We start from the raw sequence: 25,714 nt of genomic DNA on the forward strand, positions 1-25,714 counted from the left end.
GCGAGCTTAGGGAGATCCGCGCGATCCTCTCAAGCCGACATCCGCTCTTGACGCCGGCCTCAGGGTGCTGTGACGGAGCATTTCCATTGCATGCTGCGAGATCAATCGCGGCGCCTGAGGCGAAACTCGACTTCTCTCAGCAGTCGGATCGACCGAAGCGGCCTTGTGACCTCGGCCTGGGATTTCGCAATAAATTTGCACTTAGATCGAGTCATGGCCATGTCCACCTGGGGATGATCGAACGCGTGCCGGGAGTGAACGATATATACCGGCGTATGCCCATGCTGCAGTGCCCCCATCATGAAGCAGAAGCACATCACACTGAGTCGGCAGCGGCCGCACTCGAGGCCATGGTTTCCAGAGCGCTGCTCTCTATTTCCCCTGGAACTTCGCAGCTCTCTCTGCGCCCAGGCCGATTGCCCCTCGCGCAGATCTTCCGAGAGGTAGGCGCTGCGGATGCTCGCGTCGAGCGCCTGCGGGTCGAGCGTGCCGCGCGCGATGCGGTTGAGGTGATGCTTCATGCCGGTCAGCGCGATCGGCGCCATCGATGCGCAGTCGCGCACCAGGGCACCGACCTCCTCTTCCAGTCGCTCGGGTTCCGCGAGCTGCGTCAGGTAGCCGATGCGCCATGGCGAGTCAACGACGGAACCAAGGGGGCAACGAGCACACTGCCTATCGTGCAGGGCCGCCCAACGGGCATCGCTCAACGATCTGTCGAATCCGACGCCTCTTCATCAGCGATCGCATCCGCACCCCACGGGATGTTGGAAATCCAACGTTCAATGGACAGCGGGTCGGTACCCGACCGCAAACCTTTGCGTCATATCGTTCAGGCGCTTGTCGTAGAGACCACAGTTCGGCGCCAGGCGTCATCAGCGTCGATGCCACAAGGGTCAGGTCCACGAGGCCACACCCCAATCCAAAGAGACGCTCTTTTTCGATGAAGAGGAGCACTTCGCGCAGGCTGGCTTGCTGCACATGTTGCAGGTGATGCAGATATCCGAGCGTCTGGGTACGCGCTGGCGGTGTACCGCATGCAAGCTCCCCTATCACCATCGGATGAATCAATACTTGGTCAAGCCCGAGCAGCTGCTCCAAGGTGGAGTTCCGCGCGCGAAAATGATCAACCCAAACCGAGGTATCAACCAACACCAGCGTCATGAGCCGGTGCCTTCGCGGCGACGAGGAATGTCGGGCATCTCAGGCATCCGCCCTCCAAGCGCCGCGAGCCGCTTCGCCGACTGGACCCGTACAAAAGTCTTGATCGCTTCCCTGAATAGATCCGCCTTGTCCATGCTTGGGTCCGCAACTTTTAGCGCCTCTTCATACAACGCGTCGTCAATCGTTACCGTTGTTCTCATAGCGAACCCCTTTTTCATCAAATTTGATGCATTTTAGCATCGCATTTGATGCAAGCAACTGGGCGGACGTGCTTGAGCTCACGGCAGCAGGGGTTGTATTCCCGCGGTTGGTCAGGGCCACCAAGCTTAGCCAGTGAGAGCCGCGCCAGCGACGCGTGGTCGCCGACCTGCACATGGGTGTCGCACCTTCAATGCGCCGATGTGTTCCCCGACGTGTCGACCGTGCCCTGCAGACGAAGAATCGGAGGAAAAAGGGTGCACATGGATGCCAAACAGCCCAGAGGGGCTTCCAAAAAGCCCCAAGCGGCGGAGCTGCGTCAGGCCCTCCCTGCGAAAAGGATTGAAACGCTGCCGATCACCCAAAATCTTCGCAGCTCTCGCTTGGCGACATAGACGCATATTTTCGCCACTATAGTGGTCAAATCGATTTGACAAATTCGAGACTTTAACCATCATGATGGTTAATATGCAGGAATTCTCCTTTTTATCTGCTGCCCGCGGTACGACCATCGAAGTGCATGCGAACGGCCGATGGCAAGCCGCCGCCACGATCCAGGCGTTGGGAGCAGATCGCTGCCGTTTCGAGTACCTGCCTGAGTACGTTTTCAGCGAGGAGAATCCGCAGCCGGTTGCGTTGGGTCTGCCTGTGGGCATCGAAGCCGACCGATTCGTGGAGGGCCTTACAGGCCGCGAGCCGGATCGCCGCCCGCCGGCCTTTGTCTATGACTTGGTGGCACAAGGCAGAGGCCGCAGGTATCTGCTGGACAGGCTGGGTCTGGCAGACGCCGAAAACATGTTGCTGCCGCTCGTCATGAACGGTGCTTTCAATCCGATCGGTTGTCTGCGATTCGAAAGCGCAATGGAATTCTTCCGCGAGGAGGCCGCACGCGACGCTGATCCTGGCGCACAACGTGGCTTTTCCATGGAAGACGTTCTGAACCACAGCGAGGAATTTCTCGAGCATCTGTCCCTGCATGCCATGCTTGCCGCAGGCACCACCGGCGTGCAGGGTGTCGCCCCGAAGTTCCTGCTGACGACCGACGAAGCCGGGCGCTGGTTCGCAGACATGGCACTGCCCGACGAACGCGCCACCACACACTGGTTGCTCAAGTTACCCCGAGGAAGAAGCGAGGCAGACCGCACCGTCCTTCGCAATGAGGCCGGTTACCTTCGTCTCGCTGCTGCGTGTGGGTTGCGAATGTCGAGCACGCCGCAACTTCAAGGCGAGGTCCTGTTCGTACGCCGTTTCGATCGGGTCGTCGTCGACGGTCAAGTGAAACGACTGCACCAGGAAAGCCTCGCAAGCATCTGTGACTTGAGGGGTTTCGGTTTGCCCAAGAGCCAGCACTTCCTGCTCTCAGGCTTGCGCTCGGTCGTGTCAGACCCGTTCACGGAAACTGTGGAATTCATTCGACGCGACGTGCTGAATCTGGCCATGCGCAACACCGACAACCATGCACGCAACACAGCCGTGCAGCGCCTGGTCGACGGCACCGTTCGGCTGACACCCCTCTTCGACTTCGCCCCCATGTTCCTCGATCCGGAGGTCGTGGCGCGAGGCTGTCACTGGCGCGACGATGCTGGAAAACTTCAGCGCAGCTGGAGCGAAGTCATAGAAACGCTTCAAGTGAGCGACCAGGAGAGAGCGCGCATCGCACATGCGCTCCATGCCTTTGCGCCCACTGTTGCGGCGCTGGCTGATACGGCCAGGGAATGCGGCGTGGAGCAGGCGGTCATCGAGGCATGCCGCGGCAGTATCGATGCGCAGGCATTGCAGTTGGACGCCTTGCGCGATCTTCTGCCCAGAACCGCACGGAGCAAGCCTCGTGGATAAGCGACGCAAAGCGCCGGACCTCTCACACGAGCGCAAGCTGCGTCAAGAGATCTACGACGCCATGGCGGCGGGGCGAATGTCTGTGGGACAGGCCGTGGCTGCCATGCGGCGGATCAGCCGCCTGACCCAACCAGAATTCGCCAAGCATCGAGGGCTCAGCGTCCAGAGTCTTCGGCTCATCGAGAGCGACAAGACCAATCCGACCATCGACACGCTGGGGAAGATCGCGAGCATCTTCGGGTTGCAGGTCGGCTTCGTGCCCAAGACCGACTCCAGCATTTCTTGGCAGCAACTTGAAAATGATCTTTCGGAGCCTACAAAGCAATCGCCGCTATCTGCTTCAATCGAGCATCGTGAATGAAGTCAACGTGGCAGTTGATCAGCTCCTGCGAGTCGGATTCGCGCCACCTCTGGCGAGGAGAGGCCCAAGTCAGAAAGGCTCACACTTCGCGTTGACGTATCTTCATACGCAAGCAAGGTTTCACTTGTCGGACTTCGCTGAGCAGTGTGTGTCGTCGGTTGGAGACGACAACCGGGAGCTTGATGGGCCCACGTCGCTCTGGCGAGATAAAACGCGCTGCAGCTACCGGGCGATGCGCCTTCTGCGAGCGTTTCGCGACGGGGGGGCCGAGGTGCGGCTAGAAGGTCCATCGATGCGCTGGCGCGAGCGTGCCAGCGCGCTCGGCAGCGCAGCGCGTGCTTGCATCCGCAAGCGCCGCAATGCACAGTAGCCCTTCTTCATAAGGAATTTGACCCATGGCACTCGCTTTGCTCAAAGACCTTTCGAACGCAACGCTTCCGTACACAACGTACATGAAGAACGACGTGCAGAAGGTTTCCCGATTGGTCTTCGCTGGCCTCGTCGAGGCGAAGTTCCGAGCGCTCGGCGGAAGGAGCGACGGCTACAGAGAGCCGCTCGAAGCCACCATCACCGCGATCACACCTCAGGGCTGGTCCGTGCTCAGAGACAAGTAGCACTACTGTGCGGGGGTGCAACGTCCATGGGTCGTCAACGCAAGGACTTTCTCCGGAACCAAGCATTGAAGTAGATCCCGTATTCGGCGCCGATATCAAACACCAGGTGCGCATGCGCGGTGGGGGCGCCATCTCTACATCACGGTGAGGAAGCAATCCTCCAACGCGAAAGGCACGTGGAGGAGCAACGTACGGCGCACGCCCCTCCGCCTTGCCAGCACCAGTTCTAGTTCCAAGTCGGACCGTACCCACAGGTGCAGCCGCAGGTCGTCGGCAAGGGGCTGCAGGAGCAGCGGAGCGGGCTGACGAAACCTTAACGCCGCGTCTGCGAAAGAATACGGTCGTTCCGCATTTACTCTAAGGGCTTCTACGATGCGAGGCATCAACCAGGGACGCGTGCTCCTGCGTGCCCCAGCAACAAGGGATCGACAGTGAACAAGACTCAAGACGCTGCTTTGGACAGCACAGGCTCGACAAGATCGCCGGGCCACGGGCGACCGGCGCCGCCAAACCCTTCAACGAAGATCAACGCCTTGCGGCGCTGCATCGCTACCAGGTGCTCGATACCACCGCAGAGCAAGCCTACGACGACGTGACGACACTGGCGTCGGCCGTCTGCAAGGCGCCGATCGCCCTCATCTCGCTCATCGACCAGGACCGCCAGTGGTTCAAGTCGCGCGTGGGACTGGACGCGAGCGAGACGCCGCGCGAGCTCGCGTTTTGCGCCCACGCCATCCTGCAGCCGGATCTCGTGTTCGAAGTGCAAGATGCCCACCTTGACCCGCGCTTCGCCGGCAATCCGCTCGTGACGGGCGAACCGGGTATCCGCTTCTACGCCGGGGCACCGCTGGTAACGGCCGACGGCCTGCCGATCGGCACCGTCTGCGTGATCGATCGCGAGCCGCGTATCTTGTCGGCCGCCGAACGCAAGGCGCTGCAGTCGCTGGCCCGGCAGGTGGTCGCACAACTCGAACTGCGCCAGGCCATGGCCGGGCTGGAGCTCGAGAGCATGACCGATCCGCTGACGTCGCTTTGGAACCGGCGAAGCCTGGATCGGAGACTGCATGCGGCCTGGGATCTGCATGCACGCGAGCGTTCGCCGCTGAGCCTGCTGATGATCGACCTGGATCACTTCAAGCGCATCAACGACGCACACGGCCATCCAGTCGGAGATCGGGTGCTGGTGCAGGCCGCGGCGATCATCCGCGACCAGATCGGCAATGATGGTCTTGTCGCCCGTTTCGGGGGCGAGGAATTCTGCGCAGTGATGCCGGGCGTGGACGCCGAGACGGCGCGGGCACGCGCCGAGCAGGTGCGCCGCGCCATCGAGGACGCGGCGTGGCCCGCCGCTCATGTGACCGCCAGCGTCGGCGTGGCGACCGCGACGGCTGACGCAGAAGGCTCTCCCAACGTGATGCTCACGCGCGCCGATCGCGCGCTGTATGTCGCCAAGCGTGACGGCCGCAACTGCGTGCGGCAGTTTGACGGGTGGTCCTGATCGGTTTGGCGTCAAGCGGCGTGCGCCGCGGCGGACCGCTCAGCCATCGACCATTGACGAAAACAACGGTGCCGCTCCGCACCCAACCAGGGCAAGTGCTCGTTTGCGACGCCTGCGCCGCGCTACATTCGTCGGGAGTACGCGTCATTCCGGCGATGAATCGCGCAGACCATCCCGGGGGTACCTCGATATCAACAATGCCGAGCCCAGCCCCCTCGTTTGGTAAAAACTGCAAAAGACATCGTTCTCAGCATCGAGAGATCGCCTGCGCGATCATCACCGTCAGCGCCGTGCGTACACGTCGATCCAAAACTGGCTGCCGATCAGCAGCTTCAGGTCGTGCTCCTTGGCAGCCACATGGGCACGAGCCACACCCGCCAGGCTGCACTCGTCGGTGATCGCCAAGGCCGGGTAGCCCAGCTTTTTCGCGCGCTCGACCGGCTCCTCCGGCGACTCGCGCCGCGAAGAAAACTGAAATTGCTCAAGCATTTCCCTCGGCATAGAAGGGCAGTTGCATCACAAGCCGTCAGGCGAAAGTGCCGGGCAGGAACCAGGCGGTCTCGTTCCTGCCAGACGCATCTGAAAGATTCCCGACACGCCGGCATGCTCGCTCACGGCCACCCGATAGTCGCACGCGACGTGGCGGGTGGTCTCTGGCCCAGCGTCGGCCGCGGAGGCGCCGTCGTGGTTGCTCGACTCCACGCAGGAGGTGCGGTCCCACCAGCCGCCCTCCACACGGCGTGCCCCGGCCAAGAGTTGCAGCAACCCCTGGTAGATCGGCCGGTTGTCCTGAACCGCCAGACGCAGTGGTTGGGACAGCGCGAAGGTCGGCTGCGGCACGTCGCGCGGCCTGCATCGGATGCGTGGCGCGGGCTCGGGCGCCGGGCGCCAACGACACATCCATTCCATCCGGTGGTCTTCGAGGAGGACCGGGCACAACACGCGGCCCGGACCCAGGCGCGCGGCGATGCGCTCGAGCTCGGGCGCCAGGCGCTCGCTCGACTGCTTTGCCTCGGGCAGCATCGAGAGGCTCTGTTCCTCCGGCGGATGCACCGCGGCGGCGACCAGCTCGAGGTCCCTCACCGGTGCCAGCAGCTCGGCCTTTGGCCAGATGCTCGGCCAGAAGCCGCATCAGGTGCTCGGTATCGCGCGTGGCGTGGGCCGTGCCCACCGTCATTTCGCCGCTATCGCCTGCCGCCTTGGAGCGCATGGCGTCATGGCACCAGCGCAGCGTGAAAGCGGTCACGCCGAGCGCCGTGCCAGAAGCCACCCGGCCATCTGCAGCATCAGTCGCCGCGCTCGGAAGAGCATCGCCGGGACATGCTCCACACGCGCCATCAGCTCGAGCTTCGCATGGAAAGTTTCGCCCCACCGCGCCCAGGCATGCGCGTCGGAACGCAAGCCGTACGCCTGATCGAGGTTGCTGAGCAACTGGGTGTCGAAGCTCCTGCTCAGGCCGCCGCGCGGCAATGCTCTGACCTGTCCCAAGGACTGGCAACCCAGGCGTTCCAGTGTGGCTTGGTGCGCGGCGACCTGCGTGTGCGTCTCCAGCGGCAACGCGTCCAACAGTTGAGCCAAGCGCTTCGCGAAGCCGTTGGACAGGCCTGCTCGCGCGAGCGCGAGCGCCGCCCGGCTGGTGGTGGCCCAAGCCAGCTGCCGTACGCCAAGATCCACGCATTCCTCGCGCACCCGCTCCACGAGCCTGCGCTTTCCGCCGAACAGGCGCAGGCTTTTTTCCCGAATTCCATGACCCCGCCGGGACAGGTCAGAAGCGCTTCGAGGACGGCAACGCGCGGTGTGAACTGCAGGCACCAGGCCGCCAGACCGTCGAGCGCCTCAGGGCGCGGCTTCGGACCGTCCGGCAGGTTGTCCGGGAGAAGCGCTGCCCACAGCATGGGAGGAACGTCTGGAATGGCGCGCCGCGATCAGGCGGCTCGGGCGTTTCAGGCGAGGCGTGAGGATTCCCTCCAGGCCACCGGGGATCGAGGGCAGGCTCAGTTCCGTATCGTGCGACGGCCCCTTGCGCTTGATCAGGTGCAACCGCAGCTCCCAGTCGATGCCGAAACGCGCCTGCAGACGCAGGGGCGCGGCCGAGGCCTCATGCTCGGCCGCAGCCGGGCGAAAAAGGATTACCGGAGCGTCGCAGCTCTGGGCGCACACCTGCGGCCGCCGGATCTTTTCCTGAGGCGCCTGCGGCACCCAGCCCAGGACCATGCCTGCGGCGTTGGCCTTGAGCAGTTGTTCGATGGCCCACAACCGCTCGACCGGCTTGTCCGCGTGGATCCACACCAGATGCCGTTCGTCGAGCCCCAGATGAACAAGTCCTGGAATATGCAGCGCCTTGGGCGGCCCGACCACCACGATCTGCTTGCCTTGCGCAACCAGGGAGCGCATCGCGGGTGCCAGAAGACGCCACTCGAGGACGGTCGGTTGCACCTGGAGCACCTCGGTCAACGAACCGCAGGGCCACCCGCCGCCGGGCAGCTGCGCATCCAGTGCCTTGAAGCCGCTGCTGAGAACACGCGTCACCGGGCTGCCCAGGGCGTCTCCCCGCCAGAGCGCGGATTCCACCGCATGGGGAAGCATCAAAGGGCCTTTTTGCGGGTCGCGAGACGCAGGCGAAGGCGACGCGGGCGGGGGGGAAGGGGAGTGCGGCGGGCGGCGGGTCGTCGCCACCCACCCACGACAGGGAGGCGGCCATGCGGGGCTCCATATACTGTATGGAAATACAGAATCCTTGAGCCTCTGCCCGCTTAGCAAGAATGTTTACAAATTACCCGGGATTTTCGGGCGAAGGCATACGTGCCCGAGGGTGTCCTGTGTCGCAAGGGATCATCGGGCTACATTGGGAGGCTGCGCACCGCCCTGCCCGCGTGGCGACAACCACGTGCACGGGGCTGGCGTTAAAACGAAGACCCACCAACGAGGACCGCTGAGCCCATGAAACTCCATCTCGATGCACTTGCCCTGGCAGGCGCCCTGTCCCTCCTCGGCATCAGTCCAGCTGCGACCGCACAGGTCTCCGTCAACATCAACGTACCTGGTCTGGTCATCACGGCGCCGCCTGCGCCGCGCTATGAAGCGCCTCCTGCGCCACGAGGCGGCTTTGTCTGGGTACCGGGACGGTGGGCCTGGAATGGTCACGACTACGCCTGGCGTCCAGGTCGGTGGGCCAAGGCCCGCGCAGGTTATGACTACGCACCGGGTCGCTGGATCGAGGACCGGGGAGGCTGGCGCTGGACCGAAGGGAATTGGCGACGGCGTGAAGGCTGGCGCGAGAGTCATGAGCATCGTGAGAGGCACGAGCGTCGTCGCGATTCGGACGCTCATCGCCACCATGAACACGGGCCGCACCACTGCCCGCCGGGACAAGCCAAGAAGGGCCGTTGCTGAGCAGGGCCTGTGGGCGCATGCCGGCAATATGCCTGCCGATGCCGAATCGAGCACCGCGTCGCGGCGTCGACAAGCCGTAGAGAACGCGAACCCTTGGCAGCCGTCGCAGGGTCTGCCAGCCAGATGCTTGGGGAGGAGATTTGACATCCGACCCGCTTCTCGGATCGCGCCTACAAGCAAGTCCGCCGGCTGGCCCCAACGTTGCTCTCGTCGCGGCAATGGTCCCCGGGTCCCCGGGGCATCGCTCCGGGCTCTGCGTAGGCCCTGGGCATAGCAGCGATCACATGAGCGCGATTGAACCGCGCGCTTGCTATTCCTCCACAAAATCGAACTGCTTATGTCACTCCTCTGGACCATTTTGATCGGCTTCGTCGCAGGCCTGGTTGCGCGTGCTGTCATGCCTGGGCGTCAAGCTCTTGGTTTCATCTGGACCACCGTTCTGGGCATCGTCGGCGCCCTGCTCGCGACATATCTCGGACGCGCTCTGGGATGGTATGAAGCAGGCGCTGGAGCAGGCTTCGTGGCCTCCGTCGTCGGTGCAGTGATCGTGTTGGCCATCTACGGCGCCGTTCGCAAGCGATCCTGAACCGAAGCAATACGCGCAGCAGGCGCACACATAAAGGCAGGCAGGGCAGGCCGGCTTGATAAACCCTCACCCTGCCTTGCCGATCGAAACGAACCATGTCGAGCCTAGCCACTCCCACGCATCGCACCATCCACGTGAACGGCATCGCCTTGCACGTGGCACTCGCGGGAAGCGAGGAAGCCCCTCTGGTCATCCTGCTGCATGGTTTCCCGGAATATTGGGGTGCTTGGCGCAAGCAGATCGAGCCCTTGGTCGACGCAGGCTTTCGCGTCGCTATTCCTGCTCAGCGTGGGTACGGGAGTTCGGACAAACCCGGTTCGATCTCCGCCTACGTTCTCGACACCCTGGCCGACGACATTCGCGAACTTGCCCAGCACCTCCAGGCGCCCCGGTTCAGTCTGGTGGGCCACGATTGGGGCGGTATGGTGGCTTGGCATCTGGCCGCTCGCGATAAGACGGCCGTCGATCGTCTCGTCATCCTCAACGCGCCTCACCCGGCGAGCATGTTCTTGTACACGCTCAGCCATCCCCTTCAGATACTGCGCAGCAGCTACATCGGTTTTTTCCAAGTGCCCTTTGTTGCGGAGGCAGCGCTTGCCGCTAGGAACTTCGCGTTGCTGGAGGCGGCACTCACGCGCAGTGCTCGACCCCACACCTTCAAGGATGCCGAACTGCGCGCTTATCGCGAGGCTTGGGCGCAGCCGGGAGCGGTCGCCGCGATGCTGCGGTGGTATCGCGCGTTGCCACTCGCGCGGCCGCAGCAAGGCTTGATCGACGCGAAGGTGCGCATCATCTGGGGCGAAGCGGATGCCGCGCTTGAGGCGGGGCTTGCCGCCGCAGCTTTGCCGTTTTGCCGAGACGCGGACATCGTTCGGCTCGCGAAGGCCACACACTGGCTCCATCACGAGGAGCCCGCGCGAGTGAATGCGGCGCTCATCGAATTTCTTTCTCCGGCGAGCTGACAGCGCGCGACGCCAGCCACCCGCCCGGGATACACGTCGTTGCCCGCTTCGGCAGCGTTGCTGCACAGACCCACCCTTCACCGCGGGTCTCAATGACCGCCAGCGCAGCATCCGCAGGGACGAAAGCCCTTCGCCCGCGCAGCTGATCAACCTGCTTTCTGTCGCGCTCGACGCTTTCCGGAGCCTTCAAACGGCGATGCCTGATCGCCCTGACCTGAGCGGCCTCCTCATGCGCTGACCGCACTGCCTTCCGTGTCTGCGGGGCGCCTTCGGTTCGAACAAGTCGCTGCCGGGACAAACCTCCTCGCCAGCGGGCCGAAAGCTCTCAAACCCATCTTCCTCGAGCGCCGCAGGCAGATCGCGGATCGCCCCCGCTACACGGTTCGCACCCCAAGGGGACCGCCCATGACCAAAGCACGCTGACCCCGCCCTAGGCAGTTCCCCTTGCGGCCGAGAAAGGCAGCAGGTCGGGCGCTGCGCTACTGCATGCGTGCGGACGAAGAGGTGCTCGAGGACGGCGGCGTGGTGCGGTGCCGCGTGAAGATGCGGGGCATGCGCTGTCGCCAAAGCGGCGCCCGAGCGCCGGGATACTCAAATCGAGCCAATTCCTCACAACCCTTCTGCGTCACGGCCAGCACCTGCGCTGCGAGACCTTCACCGAACGGACCGGCGAATCCGACGGATCGGGAAGGACCGCAACGACAAGGCCGGCAGCCCGCAAGATGCGGAGTTGATCGATCTCTTCGTTTCGATAGATCGGCATCGGCAGACGGGAAGCCGCGATCTGTTGAAGCAAGTTCATGGTCATACAAGCCTCCTTTTCGTTGACCCAAACTTCGACGGGTTCGACTTAGCGGCAGCCGCGAAAAACTTCAAGAGCCGATCCGCAATCAGCCGGTTCCACCCCGCGTCTGCGCTGCAGCAAGAGCCCACGCACGCCTTGCACGGCGCATCTTGGCCGAACGCAAGTGCTCTCGGGATCCGATGTGCTTGTCGCACCAACGAATCGGGCCTTTCTGACTGCTATAGCGTTTGGCGGGCTGTCGAGAATTCTGGCGAAGCGATGCGCCTATCGCCTACGGCCCTATCGAGACGAGGATCCGATCTTGAGCTTCCCATGACCCATATCACAGGAGCTATGCCATGACCACGAATCGTTCCCAGCCCGATGCCTGCAGCCTGCTGGACACCGACCACAAGAACGTCAAGAAGATGTTCACCGCCTACGACGAACTCGCCAGCTCGAAGTCGGCCCGCGCAACCGCACAAAAGCGCGAGCTTGCGCAGCAGATCTGCGCAGAACTCACAGTACACACCCAGCTCGAGGAAGAAATCTTCTACCCCGCGGTGCGGGAGGCCATCAAGGAGACCGACTTGCTGGACGAGGCTGAGGTCGAACACGCGAGCGCCAAGGATCTCATCGCTCAGATCCAGGAAGCCGAGGACATCGACGAGATGTTCGATGCCAAGGTGAAGGTGCTCGGCGAGTACATCGACCACCACGTGAAGGAAGAGCGCAACGAGATGTTCCCGAAGGCCCGAGCCGCCAAGGGTCTGGACCTCGTGGCAATGCGCGGGCAGTTGATGGCGCGCAAGGAAGAACTGATGGCGGAGGTGATGGCCGGCGCATGAGCTTCGCGGTGCCCGCACGAGCCCGCCTTTCAGCGGGCTTTTTTTGCATGGGCCACTAAACCTTCCAGCAAGCCTGCGGGGCTGCGTCGCTGAGCATGCTGACGCACCGCGAGACGCACTCGCCTGAATGCGCACCCCTCCACCGAGGCCTCAAGTCGTCCAGGCGCCGCAGCATCATTACTCGATCGCCTGAAAGCTCCCCGCCGCAGGAGCGCCGTCTCACGCAACAACGCACTCGGCGCATGCCGATACTCTACGTACAAAATATAACCGAGCAGTCACAAACACGACCCTTCGCCTAAGAAATCGGCGGATGGTTTGCAGTTCCCCCTTCAACTGCGACAATCGATGGCTCCACCCATACCCTCGGATTGAGCATGACAGTTCTCAACAGCTGCTCCTGCAGCATCGTCCATTTGAAGAGCGTAGAGCGCCGTCCCTGGATGCGAGTGTTCCCGTGGTTAGAGGCCTACCAGTGTGGAAACTGCGCAAAGGTGCAGTTGCTTCCCAAGGATGCGGTCGACAAAGCGCTGGTCGACTATGCATCTAGGCTTCGCGTCCATCCGAGATCGCATCGACCTGCGCCGTGGTCCAAGGCAAAAGACAGCACCGCAAGCTTCAACGAGCGGCACTGATGCCCGCTGGACCGTCGGTGGCGTCCGGCCACCCGTTCCAGCAAATCGGCGAGTGCCGCCGCACGCCCCCCTGCGCCGGGCCACCCGCCGCACGACAGTGCGGACAAGCCACCGAGCCCCGCAAAAGCAAGCGTCTGCCCGTCGTCAAAATGAGCCATGCGGCTAGCGGCCGAACCGCACCGCTTGGCTCTTGAAGCCCGATGTCAGAGTCGCCAACTGCTGGCCCGCCGCGCCAAGAATTTCCAGCATCGACGTCCTTGCCGCAAGTGCAGCGGAAGCGTCCTACGGAATCGGCCTCGGCTCAAGAGAAATTTTGCGCCGTTCTCCACCTATGAGTGTGCTCAGAACCTTCATCGGAATCGCGGTGTTCCCATTTCTAGCCGTCATCGTCATGGTCATCGGCTTCGCCTGCGCCGCCGCTCATGCCATCGCCCTTCCAGGCCTGTACTGGTGGGAACGCTACAGGGAGCGAAATCCGACGCCCATCGGACGAAAGAAATCCAGGGCTGAGCCCCAGGGCTGAGCCGCCTGCACCGCCGCGCCGGCAGCTTAAAGATGCGGGCGATAGCCGCGAAGGGCCTCCGCTCGCAAGAGAGGACGGCGGCTCGGCGCCTGCAAGTGCCGGATCATCTGATGGCAACGCGTGGATTGCCTGTGCACTCAAGCAGTCGGTGCCCCTTCGCTGAGGACGCCTCATTGCTCGTTGGGTGTCCAAGGCACGCAAACGTTCTGAGGGGGGCGCGACTGCTCGGAGGTCGAGCGCTCCCGCTCCCAGGAAAATTGCTTGCTTCGGCCGGCGCCGGATGGAATGCCAATCAGCCGCTACGATGCGATCACTACTCCTGCGCCGCCCAGCACACCAAGCGCAGCTCACTCAGTGGCAGCGCCGCATGACTCCCGTCGGCAAAGCGCACCTCGCCCTTGTCGGCGTCGTGGGCCTTGATGCGCAATGTCCCCCGGCGCCCGCCGTGTTCGACCACCAGCACCGTACGGCCCGCGCTGCGCGTCGCTGTCGCCCGGGCAACAGAGCGCTCGACCTTCCCCGTCGGAGCAGGCCCTGGCGCTTCCTGCGTGGCCAGCATCGCTTCAACCTCCGCGCGGGTGGTCGGAGCGTCTCGCTCAAAGGCGGCCGCCACCGTTTCTGGCGCGCGGCGCCAGGCCGTCACAAGTCGGTAGAGGCCACGAAGGTCAAGGCCGATGCGCCCTTCGTCGATCGCTTGCCTGAGCGGCGGCGGCATATCGTTCAACGCGGCCGCCTCCGTGACGAAAGATCGGGACTTGGCCAGCCTGCGAGCGATGTCCGCGCGCGACATTCCCTCGGCCTCGCGCAGTTGGACAAACAGCGCGAGGTCCAGTGGGGACATGTCCTCGCGATGCAGGTTCTCCACCGCCTGAGCGAAGGGGTCCGCTCGATCGTCCAGAAAGGCGGGCACCGTGATCAAGCCTGCCTGTCGAGCGGCACGCACGCGCCGCTCGCCGCGGTTGATCAGATAGCGTCCAGCTGCAGCCCGGTTCGCTCGCACGGATACCGGCTCGAGCACCCCGTGCACACGAATCGATTCGCTCAGCTCGACCAGAGCCTGCTCGCCAACGCGACGACGCGGCTGGTCGGGATCGGGATCGATCAACGCGAGCGCGATCTCCAGGGGCGCTTGCAGCGCACTTGCAGTGCCAGCTGAATCGAGAAGCTCGGAAGCCCGAAACTTGTGGAGCCCGCTGAGGTCGAGTGGCTTGATGTCCTTCATGATGGCATGCCCGAAGATGCCATGTCTTGCGCGTCCATGCGACGTTGTAGCAGCTCGAAGACCTCCCTTACCTCCAAGCACGCGTCACGTGCTGAGCCCTTGGCCAGCGCCCAGACCGACACACCCTGCGACAACGCTTCCGGAATGGCCGAGCGCGTCGAGATGTGTGCGGGAACGATGTATTCGGCAAAGCTTTGGACGAGTTGCCGCATCGCTGCCTTTTGCCGCACGGAGTGAGGGTTGAAGCGATTGAGCACGATGCCGGCGAGGCGCAGCTGAGGGTTGTAGCGCTGCCGCACACCGAAGACCGTCTTGAGCATGTCGGTCACGCCATCGATGCTGTACTCCTCCAACTCGATCGGACAGACCACATCGGTGGCGGCGATCAGTGAGGCGCTCATTCGCAAGCCGAGCGCGGGTGGCGTGTCGATGACCACCACGTCAAACAGCGAGCTCAGAGCCTCGACGTTCTGGCGAAACACCGGGATCGGCAACCTCCGCCTTGGCGAGTTCGACGTCTGCAAGGTTCTTCGAGGCCGGCGCCAATGCAAGCCGGCCTTCTCCTGCGAGCTGATCCTTCACCTCGGTCTCTTGCGCGAAAAGCCCGGCTGCGCCCACACCCTGGGCATGTGCACGCAGCGTCTTGGAGGCGTTGCCTTGCGTGTCAAGGTCGATGAGGCACACGGATCTGCCGTGCTTTTCGCGTTGCCAGAACGCGTAAAGCACCGCGAGCGTGGTCTTCCCTACCCCGCCCTTCTGATTGCTGAAGACCACCACCTTGCCCATGCCATCCCCTTGGTCGAAGGTTTGTTCGACGCAAGCGTGCAGCCACCGCAGCGTGCGGAGCAGTTCGCCGGCCTGAAAGGACCCGTGCGTCGACGCCGGTCAACGGCGTCGAGAACGCCTGCCGGCAAAGGTGCGCATTGGAGACCAGAGGTGCCCGGCCGATGACTACCCGAACTGATAGTGGCGTGGTAGCCCTCGCGCACAGACATTGCACCCGATGCAAATCTCCACCAACTTCTCGAACCCTCCTTCCGGGGTGCAACGGCCCATCCGGCGTTGCATGCGATGCAATACGCGCGTAGCGAAGGCATCTTCGGCATCGCGCTTGACGGCATGGCCAGAAAGGCCCCAGGGAACGCGCCAAGGAAAGCGCCTGCAGACGTTCCCAGGAGCGCTCCTGAAGACGCTCCTGGGAACACTCCTCCCTGCACTGGCTTGCCTATCCGCCAGCGCCGAGCCCGTCGTGCTGCCCGTCGTGCAGGCATCACGCGACAGCGAGCGCGTCGCCATCCTCAGGCAGGAGCTCCAGAACACCAAAGCGTCCATCGAGGTTCTGACTCGCCGTCACGCGGCACGCCTCAAAGCCGCGGATGCCGAGGGCGCGGCGGAGGTCGAACTTGAGCGCGCACGCGCGCTCGGAGACCTCGTCGCACTTGAACGAGAGCTCGCAGCAGTCTCTCGAGCAGGCCCGTCGGCGCCACGGCGGCGCAACGCGGACGGTGCACCGTCGACCGACACCAAGCCCACCACGCGCCGCTCGGATGCGGCAGCACCCGCGCGCTGGTGGGACGTGTATCAGCAACGCATCGGCAGCGCGGACGCATCGGCGCCACCGCCCGCGGGATCTCTGTCCCCTGTTTCGCCCAGCGTGAGAAACAAAGAAAGTGGCACATGAACTTCAACACTCGTGATATCCACCGTCCGGCGATGCGCCATTCAAGAGCGCCAACGCTTGCCCTGCGCGTGCTGCTCGCCGCCGCTCTGTGTGTGCTGTGGCCCCTCATGGCGCATGCGGGCAGCCCATTTGCAACCGGCGCCAACGCCGCGCAGCAGCAACTCGTTGCGATCCTGACACCCATTGCGGCCGTCGCGGTGATGGTCTCGGGTGCGATGGCCTGGTTCGGGCGGCTGAGCTGGTGGTGGCTGGTGGCGGTGGTGATCGGCACGGTGCTGGTGTTCGGCGGCCCGCAGATCGTCTCGTGGATCCGTGGCCTCTTCGGCGTCTGAGGGGCGGCCATGCATCGCAACCACGGCATCACGGCAGACCCTCTTTTTGTCGGCATGACCCGGCCCTCCATGGTCTGGGGCGTGACCTACTCCGCCATGATGTTCAACATCGTCGTGACCATCGAATCCTTCATCGTCACGAAGAACCTCGCCTGGCTGCTCGCCTTCGTCCCGATCCATGGCGTGCTCTACCTCGTATGCCTCTACGAGCCACGTTTCTTCGACCTGCTGCAGTTGTGGGGCCGCACGCGCTTGCCGGCGGCGCTCAACGGAAACCTGCGCTTCTGGCGCGCCAACTCCTACAGCCCGCTCGCTCTGACCCTGCCCGGTGCCCGCGGCCGCCGCCGGGACCGACACGTGCAGGTGCTGATCGCCGTGGAGGGTGCGCTGTGCGATTGACCACCCGTTCTGAATCGACATTGCGCCGCGAAGCGAGCGCGGCCTCGATGATCCCCTTCTCCTCGCACGTCGATGCCCATGTGGTTCGCCTGCGCTCAGGAGACTATGTCCAGACCCTGCGCCTGGGGGGCGCAAGCTTCGAGAGCGCTGACGACGAGGACCTCAACAACTGGCATGAACGCCTGAACGTGCTGCTGCGCAACATCGCATCACCACATCTGGCGCTGTGGACCCACGTCGTACGCAGGCGAGAGACAGGCTACCCCGCCGGGCGCACCGTCCCCGGCTTTGCCGATGAGCTCGAGCAGCGCTACCGCCGCAAGATGGCCGAGGAGCGGCTCATGGTCAACGAGCTCTATCTGTCCGTCGTCTACCGTCCGCAGTCCACCCGTGTCGGCAACGCGGCGCTGGCCTTCCTCAAGCGAACCGACGCACAGGGCGCCCTGGCAGAGCTCAAGGACTCCCTGGACACATGCACCAAGCTTCGCCAGGAGTTACTAGCCTCACTGGAGCGCTACGACCCCGAGCCACTGGGCATCTACCGACCGATAGGCACACAAAAACCGTTCTCCTCGCTGCTCGAGTTTTTCGCAATGCTGATCAATGGGGAGTGGCAGCGCATGCCGCTGCCACGATCTCCGCTCAACGAGGTACTTGCCACATCCCGCCCCTTCTTCGGCAACGAAGCCATGGAGTACCGCTCGGGGACGCAAAGTCGCATCGGTGCCTTCCTCGGCATCAAGGAGTACCCGACGCCCACGGCGCCCGGCATGTTCAGCGGCCTTCTCACGGCCGACTTTCCGTTCATCCTCGCGCAGAGCTTCACGTTCCTGGCCAAAGGCACCGCGGTGGACATGATGCGTCGGCAGCACAACCGCATGGCGGCCGCAGGCGATCTGGCTGTCTCGCAGGCCGACGAGCTCGCAGACGCGCTGGATGACCTGGTCAGCAACCGTTTCGTCGTCGGCGATCATCACTTCAGCCTGCATGTGCTCGCCGATGCCGAGGAAGGCGCGGGCGCTGTCGAGGGCGTGCCGCGGCTCAAGCAACTCAACGACCACATTGCGCGGGCCCGCTACCTGCTCGGCGACACCGGGATGGTTGTCGCACGCGAGGATCTGGCGCTCGAGGCGGCGTTCTGGGCGCAGTTGCCGGGCAACTTCGGCTACCGCACGCGCAAGGCGCCAATCACCAGCCGCAACTTCGCGGCCATGTCGCCTTTTCATAACTTCCCGACGGGTCGCGCGCGCGGAAACTTTTGGGGCGATGCGCTGGCGATGCTCACGACACGCGCAGGCTCGCCCTACTACTTCTCATTGCATGCGAGCGACCCGCGCAGCCCCGATGGTGGCAGCCGTCGCGATGTGGGCCATGTCACGGGCATCGGGCCCGTTGGTACGGGCAAGACGACCTTCCTCGGGTTTTGCATCGTCGCGATCTGCAACCGTCTGGACGCCACCCAGATCATCTTCGACAAGGACGAGGGCCTCCACATCCTCGTGCGGGCATTGGGAGGCCAGTACCTTCCGTTGAAGAACGGAAGTCCCACCGGCTGCAATCCGCTGCAGCTCGACGCTGGGGTACCCACAAACCTCGAGTTCCTGCGGCAATGGCTGCGCCGCCTCGTGATGCGCTCGCCCCACGAGCTCCTGAGCGTGCGACAGGAAGACGACCTGGATCAGGCCCTGCACGGGACCCTCGCACTCGCTCCACCCTACAGGCGCTTGTCGCGTCTTCTGGCTTTCCTGGACGTCACCGACCCAGAGGGAGTGCACGCGCGGCTGCGCAAGTGGTGTGCGTCGGAGCGCGGCGACTACGCGTGGGTGTTCGACAACGACCACGACGTTGTCGCGCCACTGCTCGAGGCGCATGCGTTGGTCGGCTTCGACGTCACCGACTTCCTCGACAACGACGTGGTGCGCGCCCCGCTGACCATGTATCTCTTTCATCTCGTCAACTGCATGGTCGATGGCCGGCCGCTGGTGTGCTGGATGGACGAGTTCGCCAAGCTGCTGGACGACCCCGCATTCGCGAGCTTCGCGAAGAACGGCCTGGAGACGTGGCGCAAGAAGAACGCGAACATCGTGACCTTCACGCAAAGCACGCACCATGTGCTGGGCTCGAGCATCGCGCGAGCCATCGTGGAGCAGACGCCCACCAAGATCCTTTTTCCCAACCCCGAGGCCAGCCACGCGGATTGCACCGAGGGTTTCAACCTCACCGAGCGTGAGTTCGCGCTGGTCAAGCAGGAACTCGTGCCCGGATCGCGCCAGTTCCTCATCAAGCAAAACCGTGACAGCGTCGTGGCCCAGTTAGACCTCAGGCATCTGGACGATGCGCTGGGCGTCATCTCGGGCCGCACCAGCAACGTCCGGCTCATGCAGGCGCTGATGAAGCGCCATGGCAGCGCGCCCAGCCAATGGCTCGCCCCTTTTCGCGAGGCGCTGCTACAGCACAGCTCGCAACGACCTTCACCCCAGGAGTTTCCACATGCCTAGAAAGCTGCTTTTCTCGCTTGTCACCTGCGCTGCGCTACTGGCTCCACTGCAAGCGCGTGCGGGGATCCCGGTCATCGACTTCGCGGCCATTGCCAATCTGATCCAGCAGATCATGTACTGGCAACAGCAGATCTCTGCCATGCAAAAGCAGTTCGACGAGCTCAAGGCCTCCAAGGAGCAACTCAAGCAAACCTACGAGTCGATGAGCGGCTCGCGCGGCATGGAGCAGCTTCTTGCGACTTCCGACGCAGCACGCAACTACTTGCCGAGCAACTATGCCGATCTGAGGAAGTCGCTCGACACGCCCGTGCCAGGCTATGCAGGTCTGTCGGAACAGGTGCGATCGATCGTGAGCGCCAACAGCGTGCTGTCGACGACGCAGATGGACGCGCTGAGCCCTGAGCTCAGGCAACTCGTCGAACAAGGCCGTCAATCTGCCGCCTTGCTGGATGGCATGACCCAGACGGCTTTTCAGACCACCAGCCAGAGGTTCTCTGCACTGCAGACGCTGATCACCGCCATCGCGCGTGCCCGAGACCCCAAGGCCATTCAGGAGCTGCAAGCGCGAATCCAGGGGGAGCAGAACATGCTGACGAACGAGCAGACCAAGCTCCAGGCGCTCTACCAGTTGTCCCAGGCTGATGAGGCAAGACTGCGCCAGCGAACCCGAGAACGCGTGGTGTCCGGCCACGGTGACTTCTCCAGTCGATTCACACCGACACCCTAGCCGCCCCTGCCCCCTCAACACATCGCTTTGGCGCGCCACCGTCGTGGTCATCGCCATGGCGGCTTCGGGAAATCCACTGGCTTCTCAAACGGCGAGCGGGCTGCCAATCACCCGCTGCGCTTGCAGCATGCGCACCAACCACAAGCCATGCGACCCCACCGAGAAGGCCGACGGCGCATCCAGCGGCTGAGGTCGAAGTGGCGTCGCACGATTTTTGAAACTTCAGGAGCCAAGCCATGTTCTTTCGGCAGCTTTGGACGCAGCTCGTCTCGCAGCTCACTGAGTTCATAGGCGCGAAGTCTGCAGCACTGGCGAGCGCGGTCGAGCCCGCGGTGATCACGTTGGCAACGCTCTACGTGATGATCTGGGGATACCTTTCGCTCACCGGCAAGATTCAGGAACCCATTCTGGAGGGGATCAAGCGGATCTTCTTCATCGCGGTCATCCTGGGTGTGGCTTTGAGACTCTGGGCTTTCAACGAGCTCATCGTCGACACCTTCTTCAACGCCCCGACCCAACTCGCGGCAGCGATCGTCGGCGCCGCAGACCCCGTCTCGACCATCGACACGATCTGGGAGAAGGGGGAGAGGTCGCATTCAGCCTGTGGAGCAGGGGCGGTGTGCTCAATGGGGATGTGGGCTTCTACATCGCCGGCGCCGTCATCTACCTCATCATCGGCGCCGTCGCGGTCTACGCGCTCTTCCTCTTCGCCCTGTCGAAGATCGCGCTGTCCGTCGTGCTGGCGCTGGGCCCGATTTTCATTTCCCTGCTCTTCTTCGAAGCGACACGGCGCTTCTTCGAGGCATGGGTCGCCCAGCTTTCGAACTACGCGCTCGTCGCGGTGCTCGCAAGCATGGTCGCCTCGCTCATGCTGCAGGTCGTGGCGAACTACGCCGCTCAAACCGCGGAACGTGGCGCGGCGCTCACGACGGTGGATGCCATCAACATGGCCTTGATCGCCGCGGTGGTGCTGCTCGTGATGTGCCAGGTGATGCCGATCGCCGCCGGACTTGCCAGTGGCGTTGCGCTCAGTTCCTTCAGCGCTGTCGGTGGGCTCACCAAGTGGGCGCTCGGTGGCACCAGGCGCAGCGCGTACGAATTCGGCCGCGGCGTGCTCGACGGCCTGCACGGCGAACGCGGCAGCCGATGGGACTCCTTCCGTCGCCTGGGAGGCAACCGGGTCGGATCATCGATCGCTTCGCTGGCCGGCAGGAGTGCAGGCGCGCAGCGCCCCACCCTGCCCAGAGACCGAGTGATGAATCCCTCTTCCTCTCGGACTTGACCCCTCTGAAAAGACTTTATAGGAGCTCTCACGTGAGATTCATGGTCGCACTCTTGCTCACCCTCGCACTTGGCGGCTGCGGCACGCGAGCGCCCCGACCTCCGACCTGCGAAGGCGCCCTCACACCCATCAACGGTGCCTCCGCGCCCCGTCCTGCAGGAGGCTCAGATGCATCGTGACGAGGCGCTCGAGCGCTACACGCTCGAAGCTCAGAGCTGGGAGCTCGACCGCGCACGTCGCGCCCAAGGCTCAGCCAAGACCGCCTGGGTCGTGGCCGCGGCCGCCACGGCCGTCGCGGTATTCGCCGTGGCCGCCGTCGCCGGACTCACGCCCCTCAAGCAGCCGGTGCCGGTGGTCATTCGCGTGGACAGCAGCAGCGGCATCGTCGACATCGTGCCGGCCTATGAAGGCACCACCGACATTCAAGAGGTGGTGACGCGCAACCTGCTGCAGAACTACGTCATTGCGCGCGAGCGCTACTTCTATGCGACCGCCGAAGCCGACTACGAGCTGGTCGCCTCCCAGAACTCGCCTCTCCTGAACCAGGCCTGGGCGGCGTCGTGGGCCGCCAACAATCCACTCTCGCCGCTCAACACCTTCAAGGACGGCACGGCCATTCGCGCGCAGGTGCGTGCTGTGACCTTCCTCAAGCTGGAAAGCGGCAAGGAGAAGCTCGCACAAGTTCGCTTCAGCCGCTACGCCCGAGCCGGTGGCACGGGCGATGAGCAGACGACCCATTGGGTGGCGACGATCGAGTTCGCTTACGTGCCGCCATCGAAGGATGACAAATGGCGCTCGCTCAATCCCCTGGGGTTCAGGGTGGTCGAGTATCGGCGCGAGCCCGAAGTCGCACCGACCGTCGCCGTCCCCCTCTCCCCCGCAAAGCAGGCGCGCTGATGAACCATCGTCTTGCATCTTTCCGCCAGCCCGCGCTCATGCTGGTGCTCGTCCTTGGCTGGCTGTGCACCACCCACACGGCGGTGCGCGCCGCAACGATCCCGTCCGAGGGGCACGTCGATGCGCGCGTGCGCACAATCGACTACGACCCGGAAGACGTCATCAGCCTGCATGGCTACGTGGGCTACCAGATTCACCTGCAGTTCGCCGAAGGCGAGACCTTCGTGAACCTGGGCTCCGGCGACAACGGCTCCTTCGACGTAGGTGCGCAGCGCAACCACCTCTTCCTCAAGCCGAAGGAAGCGCAGGCCAATACGAACCTCACGATCCTCACCGACCGTCGCACCTATCACTTCGACTACATCGTCTCAGCCCGGGCGCCCGCCGGGGCCGCGGCTCGACGGATGATCTATTCGATCCGGTTCAACTATCCGGCCGACACGCTGCGCGCTGCCGAAGAGGCGAGAAAGCGCGCAGAGGTGGAGGCGAAGCTCACCCGCACGGCAGCAACGCGCAACTGGGACTACTGGTTCTGCGGAAGTGAGTCGCTCAAGCCAACCCGCGCCTTCGACGACGGCCACCACATCCGCCTTCGGTTCGCCGACCAGGCTGAACTGCCGGCCATGTTCGTTCAGAACGACGACGGCACGGAGTCATTGCTGAACTTCAACATCGACACCGACGAGATCGTGATCCATCGCCTCGCGCGTCGCCTCGTGCTACGCCGGGGTCAGCTCGTGGGGTGCGTGGTCAACAGGGCATTCGCAAGCGCGCGCGCGCACGCCCGGCGCGACGGTGGCGCCCGATGTGCAACGCGCAACCGTGGGAGAGCAGCCGTGAGTGGCGCGTCGAATCCGGATCGTGATCCGCCGGCAATTTCATCCGCTGACGACGAAGCGCTCGGAGGAAGCCGCCGCGCGGGCGCGGTCGATCCAGACACTGGCGAGCTTTATTCCGTTCCCCGCCGTCCGGAGCGCCCTGATGCTTCCCACACCGGGCGCGGCCATGCGATCGACGGGGAGCGGACCATTCCCTCGGTGAATCGGGAACGCACGATCCAGTCGAGGATCAGCAGCTTTGTGGCAATCGGCACCATGCTGCTGCTGGGTGCCGGTTTCCTGTTTTGGTACTACAGCACCCAGTACGCCAAGGGTCGCGAGGCGCAGTTGGCTGCACAGAAGGCCTCGGCGGCCCGCGCCGGCGGCGAAACCAAGGTGCCGCCGCTGGGCCGGATCGATCCGCCGCCGACGCCACCACAGGCCTCCGCACCGCCACCCAGCGCTTCACCGCCTGCAGCGGCGGCGACACCCCCGGGCGGACCACCGCCAAAGACCCCGGCCCAGCTTGCGCTCGAGCGCAAGCTCGGAACGCCCGTGATGCGGCACGCGCTGTCGCCTGACGCGGCCGCAGCAACGGCCGCTTTCGCCGACGGCCCCGCCGGGCCGGCGGCAAGTGGCGTACCCAACATGGCGCAGATCCTGGGGGCCTTGCAGCCGCCACCCTCCACCTCTCACGTATCTCCCAGCTCTCCTGGCCTCGAGGGCAGTCTCCGACCGACGCGCACCCCCGCCGTTACAGCACAGGTCCTGCCGACGCGCCGCTTTCTTCTGCCCAAGGGCGCATTCATCGATTGCACCTTGGAGACCGCGATCGATTCGACCTACGAAGGTCTCACCACCTGCATCGGTGCCAGCGACATCTACAGTGCCGACGGCAAGGTGGTGCTGCTCGAGCGCGGCACGAAGTACGTGGGTGAGCAGCGCGGCTCACCCCGCCAAGGGCAGGGCCGTGTTTTCGTGCTTTGGAGCGAGGCGAGAACACCCACCGGGGTGGTGGTCCAGTTGGCATCGCCGGGCACCGACGAGCTGGGGCGCAACGGCCTACCGGGATTTGTGGACACCCACTTCTGGGAGCGCTTTGGCGCAGCGATCCTCGTGTCGGTCATCGACGGCACGATGCAGGCGCTGACGGCCCAGCAGCAAGGTGGCGCGGGCCTGACTAACCGCGGCGCGCTGGTGGTCGGTCCCCAAGGCAGCCGGGACATCCTGACCGAGGTACTGCGCAGCACCATTGCTATACCTCCAACCGTGATCAAGAACCAGGGCGAACGCATCCAGATCCTGGTGGCCCGAGACGTGGACTTCCGCGATGTCTATGCCCTACGCGTCGCGCCTGCCCAACCCTGAAGAAGCGGAAGCTTCAGGCGTGGCGACGGCAGCCACGCCACCGCCGCCCTCCTCGCTCGCGCTGTTTCTCGACCCGCTGATGCCGCTGCTCGAGGACACCGAGGTCACGGAGATCTGCATCAACGAACCAGGAATCGCTTTTGTGGAACGGCAGACGGGATGGACACGCGAGATACTCGCGTTCGCGAGCTTCGACTGGTGCATGTCGATCGCCAAGCTCGTTGCCAACTTCACGAAGCAGCGCGTCTCGGCCCAGGAGCCGCTGTTGTCAGCCACGCTGCCTGGCGGCGAACGCATACAGATCGTGCTGCCGCCGGCGACTTCCGAGCAGACCGTCTCGATCACGATCCGTCGTCCCTCCAGTGCACTGTGGTCGCTCGATCAACTTGAATCGATGGGCGTGTTCGAGCCGACACGCTACAACGAAGCAGCATTGAAGGCAGCGTCGGAGGCGGGTTCTGCAGGCCCCGGAGACCGCGAGCTTGCGGGTTTGCTTCGCGAACGCAGGTTTGGAGACTTCCTGCGCCGCGCAGTTCGACTGCGCCGCAACATCTTGCTGTCGGGCGCCACCGGCTCGGGCAAGACGACGCTGAGCAAGGCATTGATTCTCGAAGTGCCCCCCGAGGACCGGCTGATCACCATCGAAGACGTAAGGGAGCTGTCCCTTCGCAACCAGCCCAATCACGTGCGTCTCTTCTACTCCCAGGGCGCTCAGGGACAGGCGATCGTGACGCCTGGTCAGCTCCTGGCTGGCGCCAAACGTCAGCGTCCCGACCGCATCTTCCTGTCCGAACTGCGAACCGGCGATGAAGTCTATGACTACCTCGTCTCGGTGAACACGGGCCATCCGGGCTCGATCACCAGCGTCCATGCCGACAGTGCCCAGATGGCCTTCGTGGCACTCGCGCAGTTGATGAAGCGCAGCGCCGCGGGCCACGGCATGACCACGCGTGAAGGCGTGGAGCTTTCTCAGCTGAGCGTGGACATCGTCATCCAATGCGCACGTGTGCGGCAGCGACGCATCGTGCAGGAGATCTGGCATGACCCCAGCACCAAGCGTCGAGCCTTGGCCTAGTGCTTTCAGGATTGGG

The 25,714-nt window shown here is 63.9% G+C and carries 27 protein-coding genes and 3 pseudogenes; 19 read left to right on the forward strand and 11 right to left on the reverse strand.

Annotated features, from left to right (window positions below):
* Positions 1-101 precede the first annotated feature (101 nt).
* From ACHMXE_RS05955 to ACHMXE_RS05965, 3 genes and pseudogenes are all read right to left on the reverse strand, one after another.
* On the reverse strand, positions 102-707 hold the full coding sequence (locus tag ACHMXE_RS05955) for an enoyl-CoA hydratase/isomerase family protein (protein WP_395347274.1): 606 nt from the start codon (positions 705-707) through the stop codon (positions 102-104).
* A gap of 72 nt (positions 708-779) precedes the next feature.
* Positions 780-1,161 (reverse strand): annotated as a pseudogene (locus tag ACHMXE_RS05960) (type II toxin-antitoxin system VapC family toxin).
* On the reverse strand, positions 1,158-1,361 hold the full coding sequence (locus ACHMXE_RS05965) for a type II toxin-antitoxin system VapB family antitoxin (protein WP_203208463.1): 204 nt from the start codon (positions 1,359-1,361) through the stop codon (positions 1,158-1,160). Before ACHMXE_RS05965 ends, ACHMXE_RS05960 begins: the two are co-directional and overlap by 4 nt.
* Before the next feature lie 466 nt (positions 1,362-1,827).
* Between ACHMXE_RS05965 and ACHMXE_RS05970 the strand changes: the two genes are divergently transcribed.
* From ACHMXE_RS05970 to ACHMXE_RS05985, 4 genes are all read left to right on the forward strand, one after another.
* Positions 1,828-3,195 (forward strand): type II toxin-antitoxin system HipA family toxin, encoded by a 1,368-nt coding sequence (locus ACHMXE_RS05970; RefSeq protein WP_395347275.1) that lies wholly within the window; start codon positions 1,828-1,830, stop codon positions 3,193-3,195.
* The gene (locus ACHMXE_RS05975; RefSeq protein ID WP_395347276.1) at positions 3,188-3,556 is read left to right on the forward strand and encodes a helix-turn-helix domain-containing protein; all 369 of its coding nucleotides are present in this window, start codon (positions 3,188-3,190) and stop codon (positions 3,554-3,556) included. Before ACHMXE_RS05970 ends, ACHMXE_RS05975 begins: the two co-directional genes overlap by 8 nt.
* A gap of 452 nt (positions 3,557-4,008) precedes the next feature.
* A complete protein-coding gene (locus ACHMXE_RS05980) occupies positions 4,009-4,170 on the forward strand; it encodes a hypothetical protein (protein WP_395347277.1) in 162 nt (53 codons plus the stop codon).
* A 406-nt stretch (positions 4,171-4,576) separates the two neighbouring features.
* A complete protein-coding gene (locus tag ACHMXE_RS05985) occupies positions 4,577-5,668 on the forward strand; it encodes a diguanylate cyclase (protein WP_395347279.1) in 1,092 nt (363 codons plus the stop codon).
* Between the two features lie 303 nt (positions 5,669-5,971).
* Here ACHMXE_RS05985 and ACHMXE_RS05990 read toward each other — a convergent pair.
* The 4 genes and pseudogenes from ACHMXE_RS05990 to imuA form a co-directional block, all read right to left on the reverse strand.
* Positions 5,972-6,185, reverse strand: a pseudogene (locus tag ACHMXE_RS05990) (PHP domain-containing protein); the annotation flags it as partial.
* Positions 6,185-6,751: a hypothetical protein gene (locus ACHMXE_RS05995; protein ID WP_395347280.1), complete on the reverse strand. Its 567-nt coding sequence runs from the start codon at positions 6,749-6,751 to the stop codon at positions 6,185-6,187. The gene ACHMXE_RS05995 and the pseudogene ACHMXE_RS05990, both read right to left, overlap by 1 nt.
* A 159-nt stretch (positions 6,752-6,910) precedes the next feature.
* Positions 6,911-7,366, reverse strand: coding sequence for a hypothetical protein (locus ACHMXE_RS06000; RefSeq protein ID WP_395347281.1), 456 nt, complete (start codon positions 7,364-7,366; stop codon positions 6,911-6,913).
* Between the two features lie 138 nt (positions 7,367-7,504).
* A complete protein-coding gene (gene imuA / locus ACHMXE_RS06005; protein ID WP_395347283.1) occupies positions 7,505-8,254 on the reverse strand; it encodes a translesion DNA synthesis-associated protein ImuA in 750 nt (249 codons plus the stop codon).
* A 354-nt stretch (positions 8,255-8,608) separates the two neighbouring features.
* Here imuA and ACHMXE_RS06010 point away from each other — a divergent pair, with 354 nt between their 5' ends.
* The 3 genes from ACHMXE_RS06010 (at position 8,609) to ACHMXE_RS06020 (ending at position 10,609) form a co-directional block, all read left to right on the forward strand.
* Complete coding sequence (locus tag ACHMXE_RS06010; protein WP_395347284.1) at positions 8,609-9,061, forward strand: YXWGXW repeat-containing protein; 453 nt, start codon at positions 8,609-8,611, stop codon at positions 9,059-9,061.
* Between the two features lie 337 nt (positions 9,062-9,398).
* Complete coding sequence (locus tag ACHMXE_RS06015) at positions 9,399-9,647, forward strand: GlsB/YeaQ/YmgE family stress response membrane protein (protein ID WP_203208227.1); 249 nt, start codon at positions 9,399-9,401, stop codon at positions 9,645-9,647.
* A gap of 134 nt (positions 9,648-9,781) precedes the next feature.
* Positions 9,782-10,609 carry an alpha/beta fold hydrolase gene (locus tag ACHMXE_RS06020; protein WP_395347285.1) on the forward strand — a complete coding sequence of 276 codons (828 nt, stop codon included), beginning with the start codon at positions 9,782-9,784 and terminating at the stop codon, positions 10,607-10,609.
* A gap of 625 nt (positions 10,610-11,234) precedes the next feature.
* Here ACHMXE_RS06020 and ACHMXE_RS06025 read toward each other — a convergent pair.
* On the reverse strand, positions 11,235-11,417 hold the full coding sequence (locus ACHMXE_RS06025; RefSeq protein ID WP_395347286.1) for a hypothetical protein: 183 nt from the start codon (positions 11,415-11,417) through the stop codon (positions 11,235-11,237).
* Positions 11,418-11,752: 335 nt separating this feature from the next.
* Here ACHMXE_RS06025 and ACHMXE_RS06030 point away from each other — a divergent pair, with 335 nt between their 5' ends.
* Both ACHMXE_RS06030 and ACHMXE_RS06035 read left to right on the forward strand, forming a co-directional pair.
* Positions 11,753-12,241 carry a hemerythrin domain-containing protein gene (locus ACHMXE_RS06030; RefSeq protein ID WP_395347288.1) on the forward strand — a complete coding sequence of 163 codons (489 nt, stop codon included), beginning with the start codon at positions 11,753-11,755 and terminating at the stop codon, positions 12,239-12,241.
* A gap of 825 nt (positions 12,242-13,066) precedes the next feature.
* On the forward strand, positions 13,067-13,399 hold the full coding sequence (locus ACHMXE_RS06035; protein WP_395347290.1) for a hypothetical protein: 333 nt from the start codon (positions 13,067-13,069) through the stop codon (positions 13,397-13,399).
* A gap of 313 nt (positions 13,400-13,712) precedes the next feature.
* On the opposite strand, the gene ACHMXE_RS06040 is transcribed toward ACHMXE_RS06035, so the two are convergent.
* From ACHMXE_RS06040 to ACHMXE_RS06050, 3 genes are read right to left on the reverse strand one after another with little or no spacing between them, the layout of a single operon-like run.
* Positions 13,713-14,621 (reverse strand): ParB/RepB/Spo0J family partition protein, encoded by a 909-nt coding sequence (locus tag ACHMXE_RS06040; RefSeq protein WP_209547321.1) that lies wholly within the window; start codon positions 14,619-14,621, stop codon positions 13,713-13,715.
* Positions 14,618-15,103, reverse strand: a complete 486-nt coding sequence (locus ACHMXE_RS06045; RefSeq protein WP_395347291.1) for a ParA family protein — start codon at positions 15,101-15,103, stop codon at positions 14,618-14,620. Before ACHMXE_RS06045 ends, ACHMXE_RS06040 begins: the two co-directional genes overlap by 4 nt.
* Positions 15,063-15,407, reverse strand: coding sequence for a ParA family protein (locus ACHMXE_RS06050; protein WP_395347293.1), 345 nt, complete (start codon positions 15,405-15,407; stop codon positions 15,063-15,065). Before ACHMXE_RS06050 ends, ACHMXE_RS06045 begins: the two co-directional genes overlap by 41 nt.
* A 463-nt stretch (positions 15,408-15,870) precedes the next feature.
* Between ACHMXE_RS06050 and ACHMXE_RS06055 the strand changes: the two genes are divergently transcribed.
* From ACHMXE_RS06055 to virB11, 10 genes and pseudogenes are all read left to right on the forward strand, one after another.
* Positions 15,871-16,302, forward strand: coding sequence for a hypothetical protein (locus ACHMXE_RS06055; protein WP_395347295.1), 432 nt, complete (start codon positions 15,871-15,873; stop codon positions 16,300-16,302).
* Positions 16,299-16,634: a TrbC/VirB2 family protein gene (locus tag ACHMXE_RS06060; RefSeq protein WP_261211782.1), complete on the forward strand. Its 336-nt coding sequence runs from the start codon at positions 16,299-16,301 to the stop codon at positions 16,632-16,634. The genes ACHMXE_RS06055 and ACHMXE_RS06060 overlap by 4 nt, the downstream gene beginning before the upstream one ends.
* A gap of 54 nt (positions 16,635-16,688) precedes the next feature.
* On the forward strand, positions 16,689-17,033 hold the full coding sequence (locus ACHMXE_RS06065; protein ID WP_395347296.1) for a type IV secretion system protein VirB3: 345 nt from the start codon (positions 16,689-16,691) through the stop codon (positions 17,031-17,033).
* The gene (locus tag ACHMXE_RS06070) at positions 17,024-19,531 is read left to right on the forward strand and encodes a VirB4 family type IV secretion/conjugal transfer ATPase (RefSeq protein WP_395347297.1); all 2,508 of its coding nucleotides are present in this window, start codon (positions 17,024-17,026) and stop codon (positions 19,529-19,531) included. Before ACHMXE_RS06065 ends, ACHMXE_RS06070 begins: the two co-directional genes overlap by 10 nt.
* Positions 19,524-20,258, forward strand: a complete 735-nt coding sequence (locus tag ACHMXE_RS06075) for a type IV secretion system protein (RefSeq protein WP_209547326.1) — start codon at positions 19,524-19,526, stop codon at positions 20,256-20,258. Before ACHMXE_RS06070 ends, ACHMXE_RS06075 begins: the two co-directional genes overlap by 8 nt.
* 359 nt (positions 20,259-20,617) lie before the next feature.
* Positions 20,618-20,746 (forward strand): annotated as a pseudogene (locus ACHMXE_RS06080) (conjugal transfer protein TrbL); the annotation flags it as partial.
* Between the two features lie 146 nt (positions 20,747-20,892).
* Positions 20,893-21,540: a type IV secretion system protein gene (locus ACHMXE_RS06085; protein WP_395347299.1), complete on the forward strand. Its 648-nt coding sequence runs from the start codon at positions 20,893-20,895 to the stop codon at positions 21,538-21,540.
* 168 nt (positions 21,541-21,708) lie between these two features.
* Positions 21,709-22,437: a virB8 family protein gene (locus ACHMXE_RS06090; RefSeq protein ID WP_203208215.1), complete on the forward strand. Its 729-nt coding sequence runs from the start codon at positions 21,709-21,711 to the stop codon at positions 22,435-22,437.
* A gap of 38 nt (positions 22,438-22,475) precedes the next feature.
* Positions 22,476-24,623 (forward strand): type IV secretion system protein VirB10, encoded by a 2,148-nt coding sequence (virB10, locus tag ACHMXE_RS06095; protein ID WP_395347300.1) that lies wholly within the window; start codon positions 22,476-22,478, stop codon positions 24,621-24,623.
* Entirely contained in the window at positions 24,586-25,698 is a 1,113-nt protein-coding gene (virB11, locus tag ACHMXE_RS06100; RefSeq protein WP_395347302.1) for a P-type DNA transfer ATPase VirB11, read from the forward strand. The genes virB10 and virB11 overlap by 38 nt, the downstream gene beginning before the upstream one ends.
* Positions 25,699-25,714: the final 16 nt, after the last annotated feature.

The sequence above is a fragment of the Variovorax sp. UC122_21 genome (assembly GCF_044056785.1).
In the GTDB taxonomy this organism is placed as follows: Bacteria; Pseudomonadota; Gammaproteobacteria; order Burkholderiales; family Burkholderiaceae_C; genus Variovorax.

Bases quoted from the DNA above. Each gene is read 5' to 3' on its own strand.
- ACHMXE_RS05965 (WP_203208463.1), bottom strand. From the start codon at position 1,361: ATGAGAACAACGGTAACGATTGACGACGCGTTGTATGAAGAGGCGCTA.
- ACHMXE_RS05970 (WP_395347275.1), top strand. From the start codon at position 1,828: ATGCAGGAATTCTCCTTTTTATCTGCTGCCCGCGGTACGACCATCGAA.
- ACHMXE_RS05980 (WP_395347277.1), top strand. From the start codon at position 4,009: ATGAAGAACGACGTGCAGAAGGTTTCCCGATTGGTCTTCGCTGGCCTC.
- imuA (WP_395347283.1), bottom strand. From the start codon at position 8,254: ATGCTTCCCCATGCGGTGGAATCCGCGCTCTGGCGGGGAGACGCCCTG.
- ACHMXE_RS06010 (WP_395347284.1), top strand. From the start codon at position 8,609: ATGAAACTCCATCTCGATGCACTTGCCCTGGCAGGCGCCCTGTCCCTC.
- ACHMXE_RS06015 (WP_203208227.1), top strand. From the start codon at position 9,399: ATGTCACTCCTCTGGACCATTTTGATCGGCTTCGTCGCAGGCCTGGTT.
- ACHMXE_RS06025 (WP_395347286.1), bottom strand. From the start codon at position 11,417: ATGACCATGAACTTGCTTCAACAGATCGCGGCTTCCCGTCTGCCGATG.
- ACHMXE_RS06030 (WP_395347288.1), top strand. From the start codon at position 11,753: ATGACCACGAATCGTTCCCAGCCCGATGCCTGCAGCCTGCTGGACACC.
- ACHMXE_RS06040 (WP_209547321.1), bottom strand. From the start codon at position 14,621: ATGAAGGACATCAAGCCACTCGACCTCAGCGGGCTCCACAAGTTTCGG.
- ACHMXE_RS06050 (WP_395347293.1), bottom strand. From the start codon at position 15,407: ATGGGCAAGGTGGTGGTCTTCAGCAATCAGAAGGGCGGGGTAGGGAAG.
- ACHMXE_RS06060 (WP_261211782.1), top strand. From the start codon at position 16,299: ATGAACTTCAACACTCGTGATATCCACCGTCCGGCGATGCGCCATTCA.
- ACHMXE_RS06065 (WP_395347296.1), top strand. From the start codon at position 16,689: ATGACCCGGCCCTCCATGGTCTGGGGCGTGACCTACTCCGCCATGATG.
- ACHMXE_RS06075 (WP_209547326.1), top strand. From the start codon at position 19,524: ATGCCTAGAAAGCTGCTTTTCTCGCTTGTCACCTGCGCTGCGCTACTG.
- ACHMXE_RS06090 (WP_203208215.1), top strand. From the start codon at position 21,709: ATGCATCGTGACGAGGCGCTCGAGCGCTACACGCTCGAAGCTCAGAGC.
- virB10 (WP_395347300.1), top strand. From the start codon at position 22,476: ATGCTGGTGCTCGTCCTTGGCTGGCTGTGCACCACCCACACGGCGGTG.
- virB11 (WP_395347302.1), top strand. From the start codon at position 24,586: ATGTCTATGCCCTACGCGTCGCGCCTGCCCAACCCTGAAGAAGCGGAA.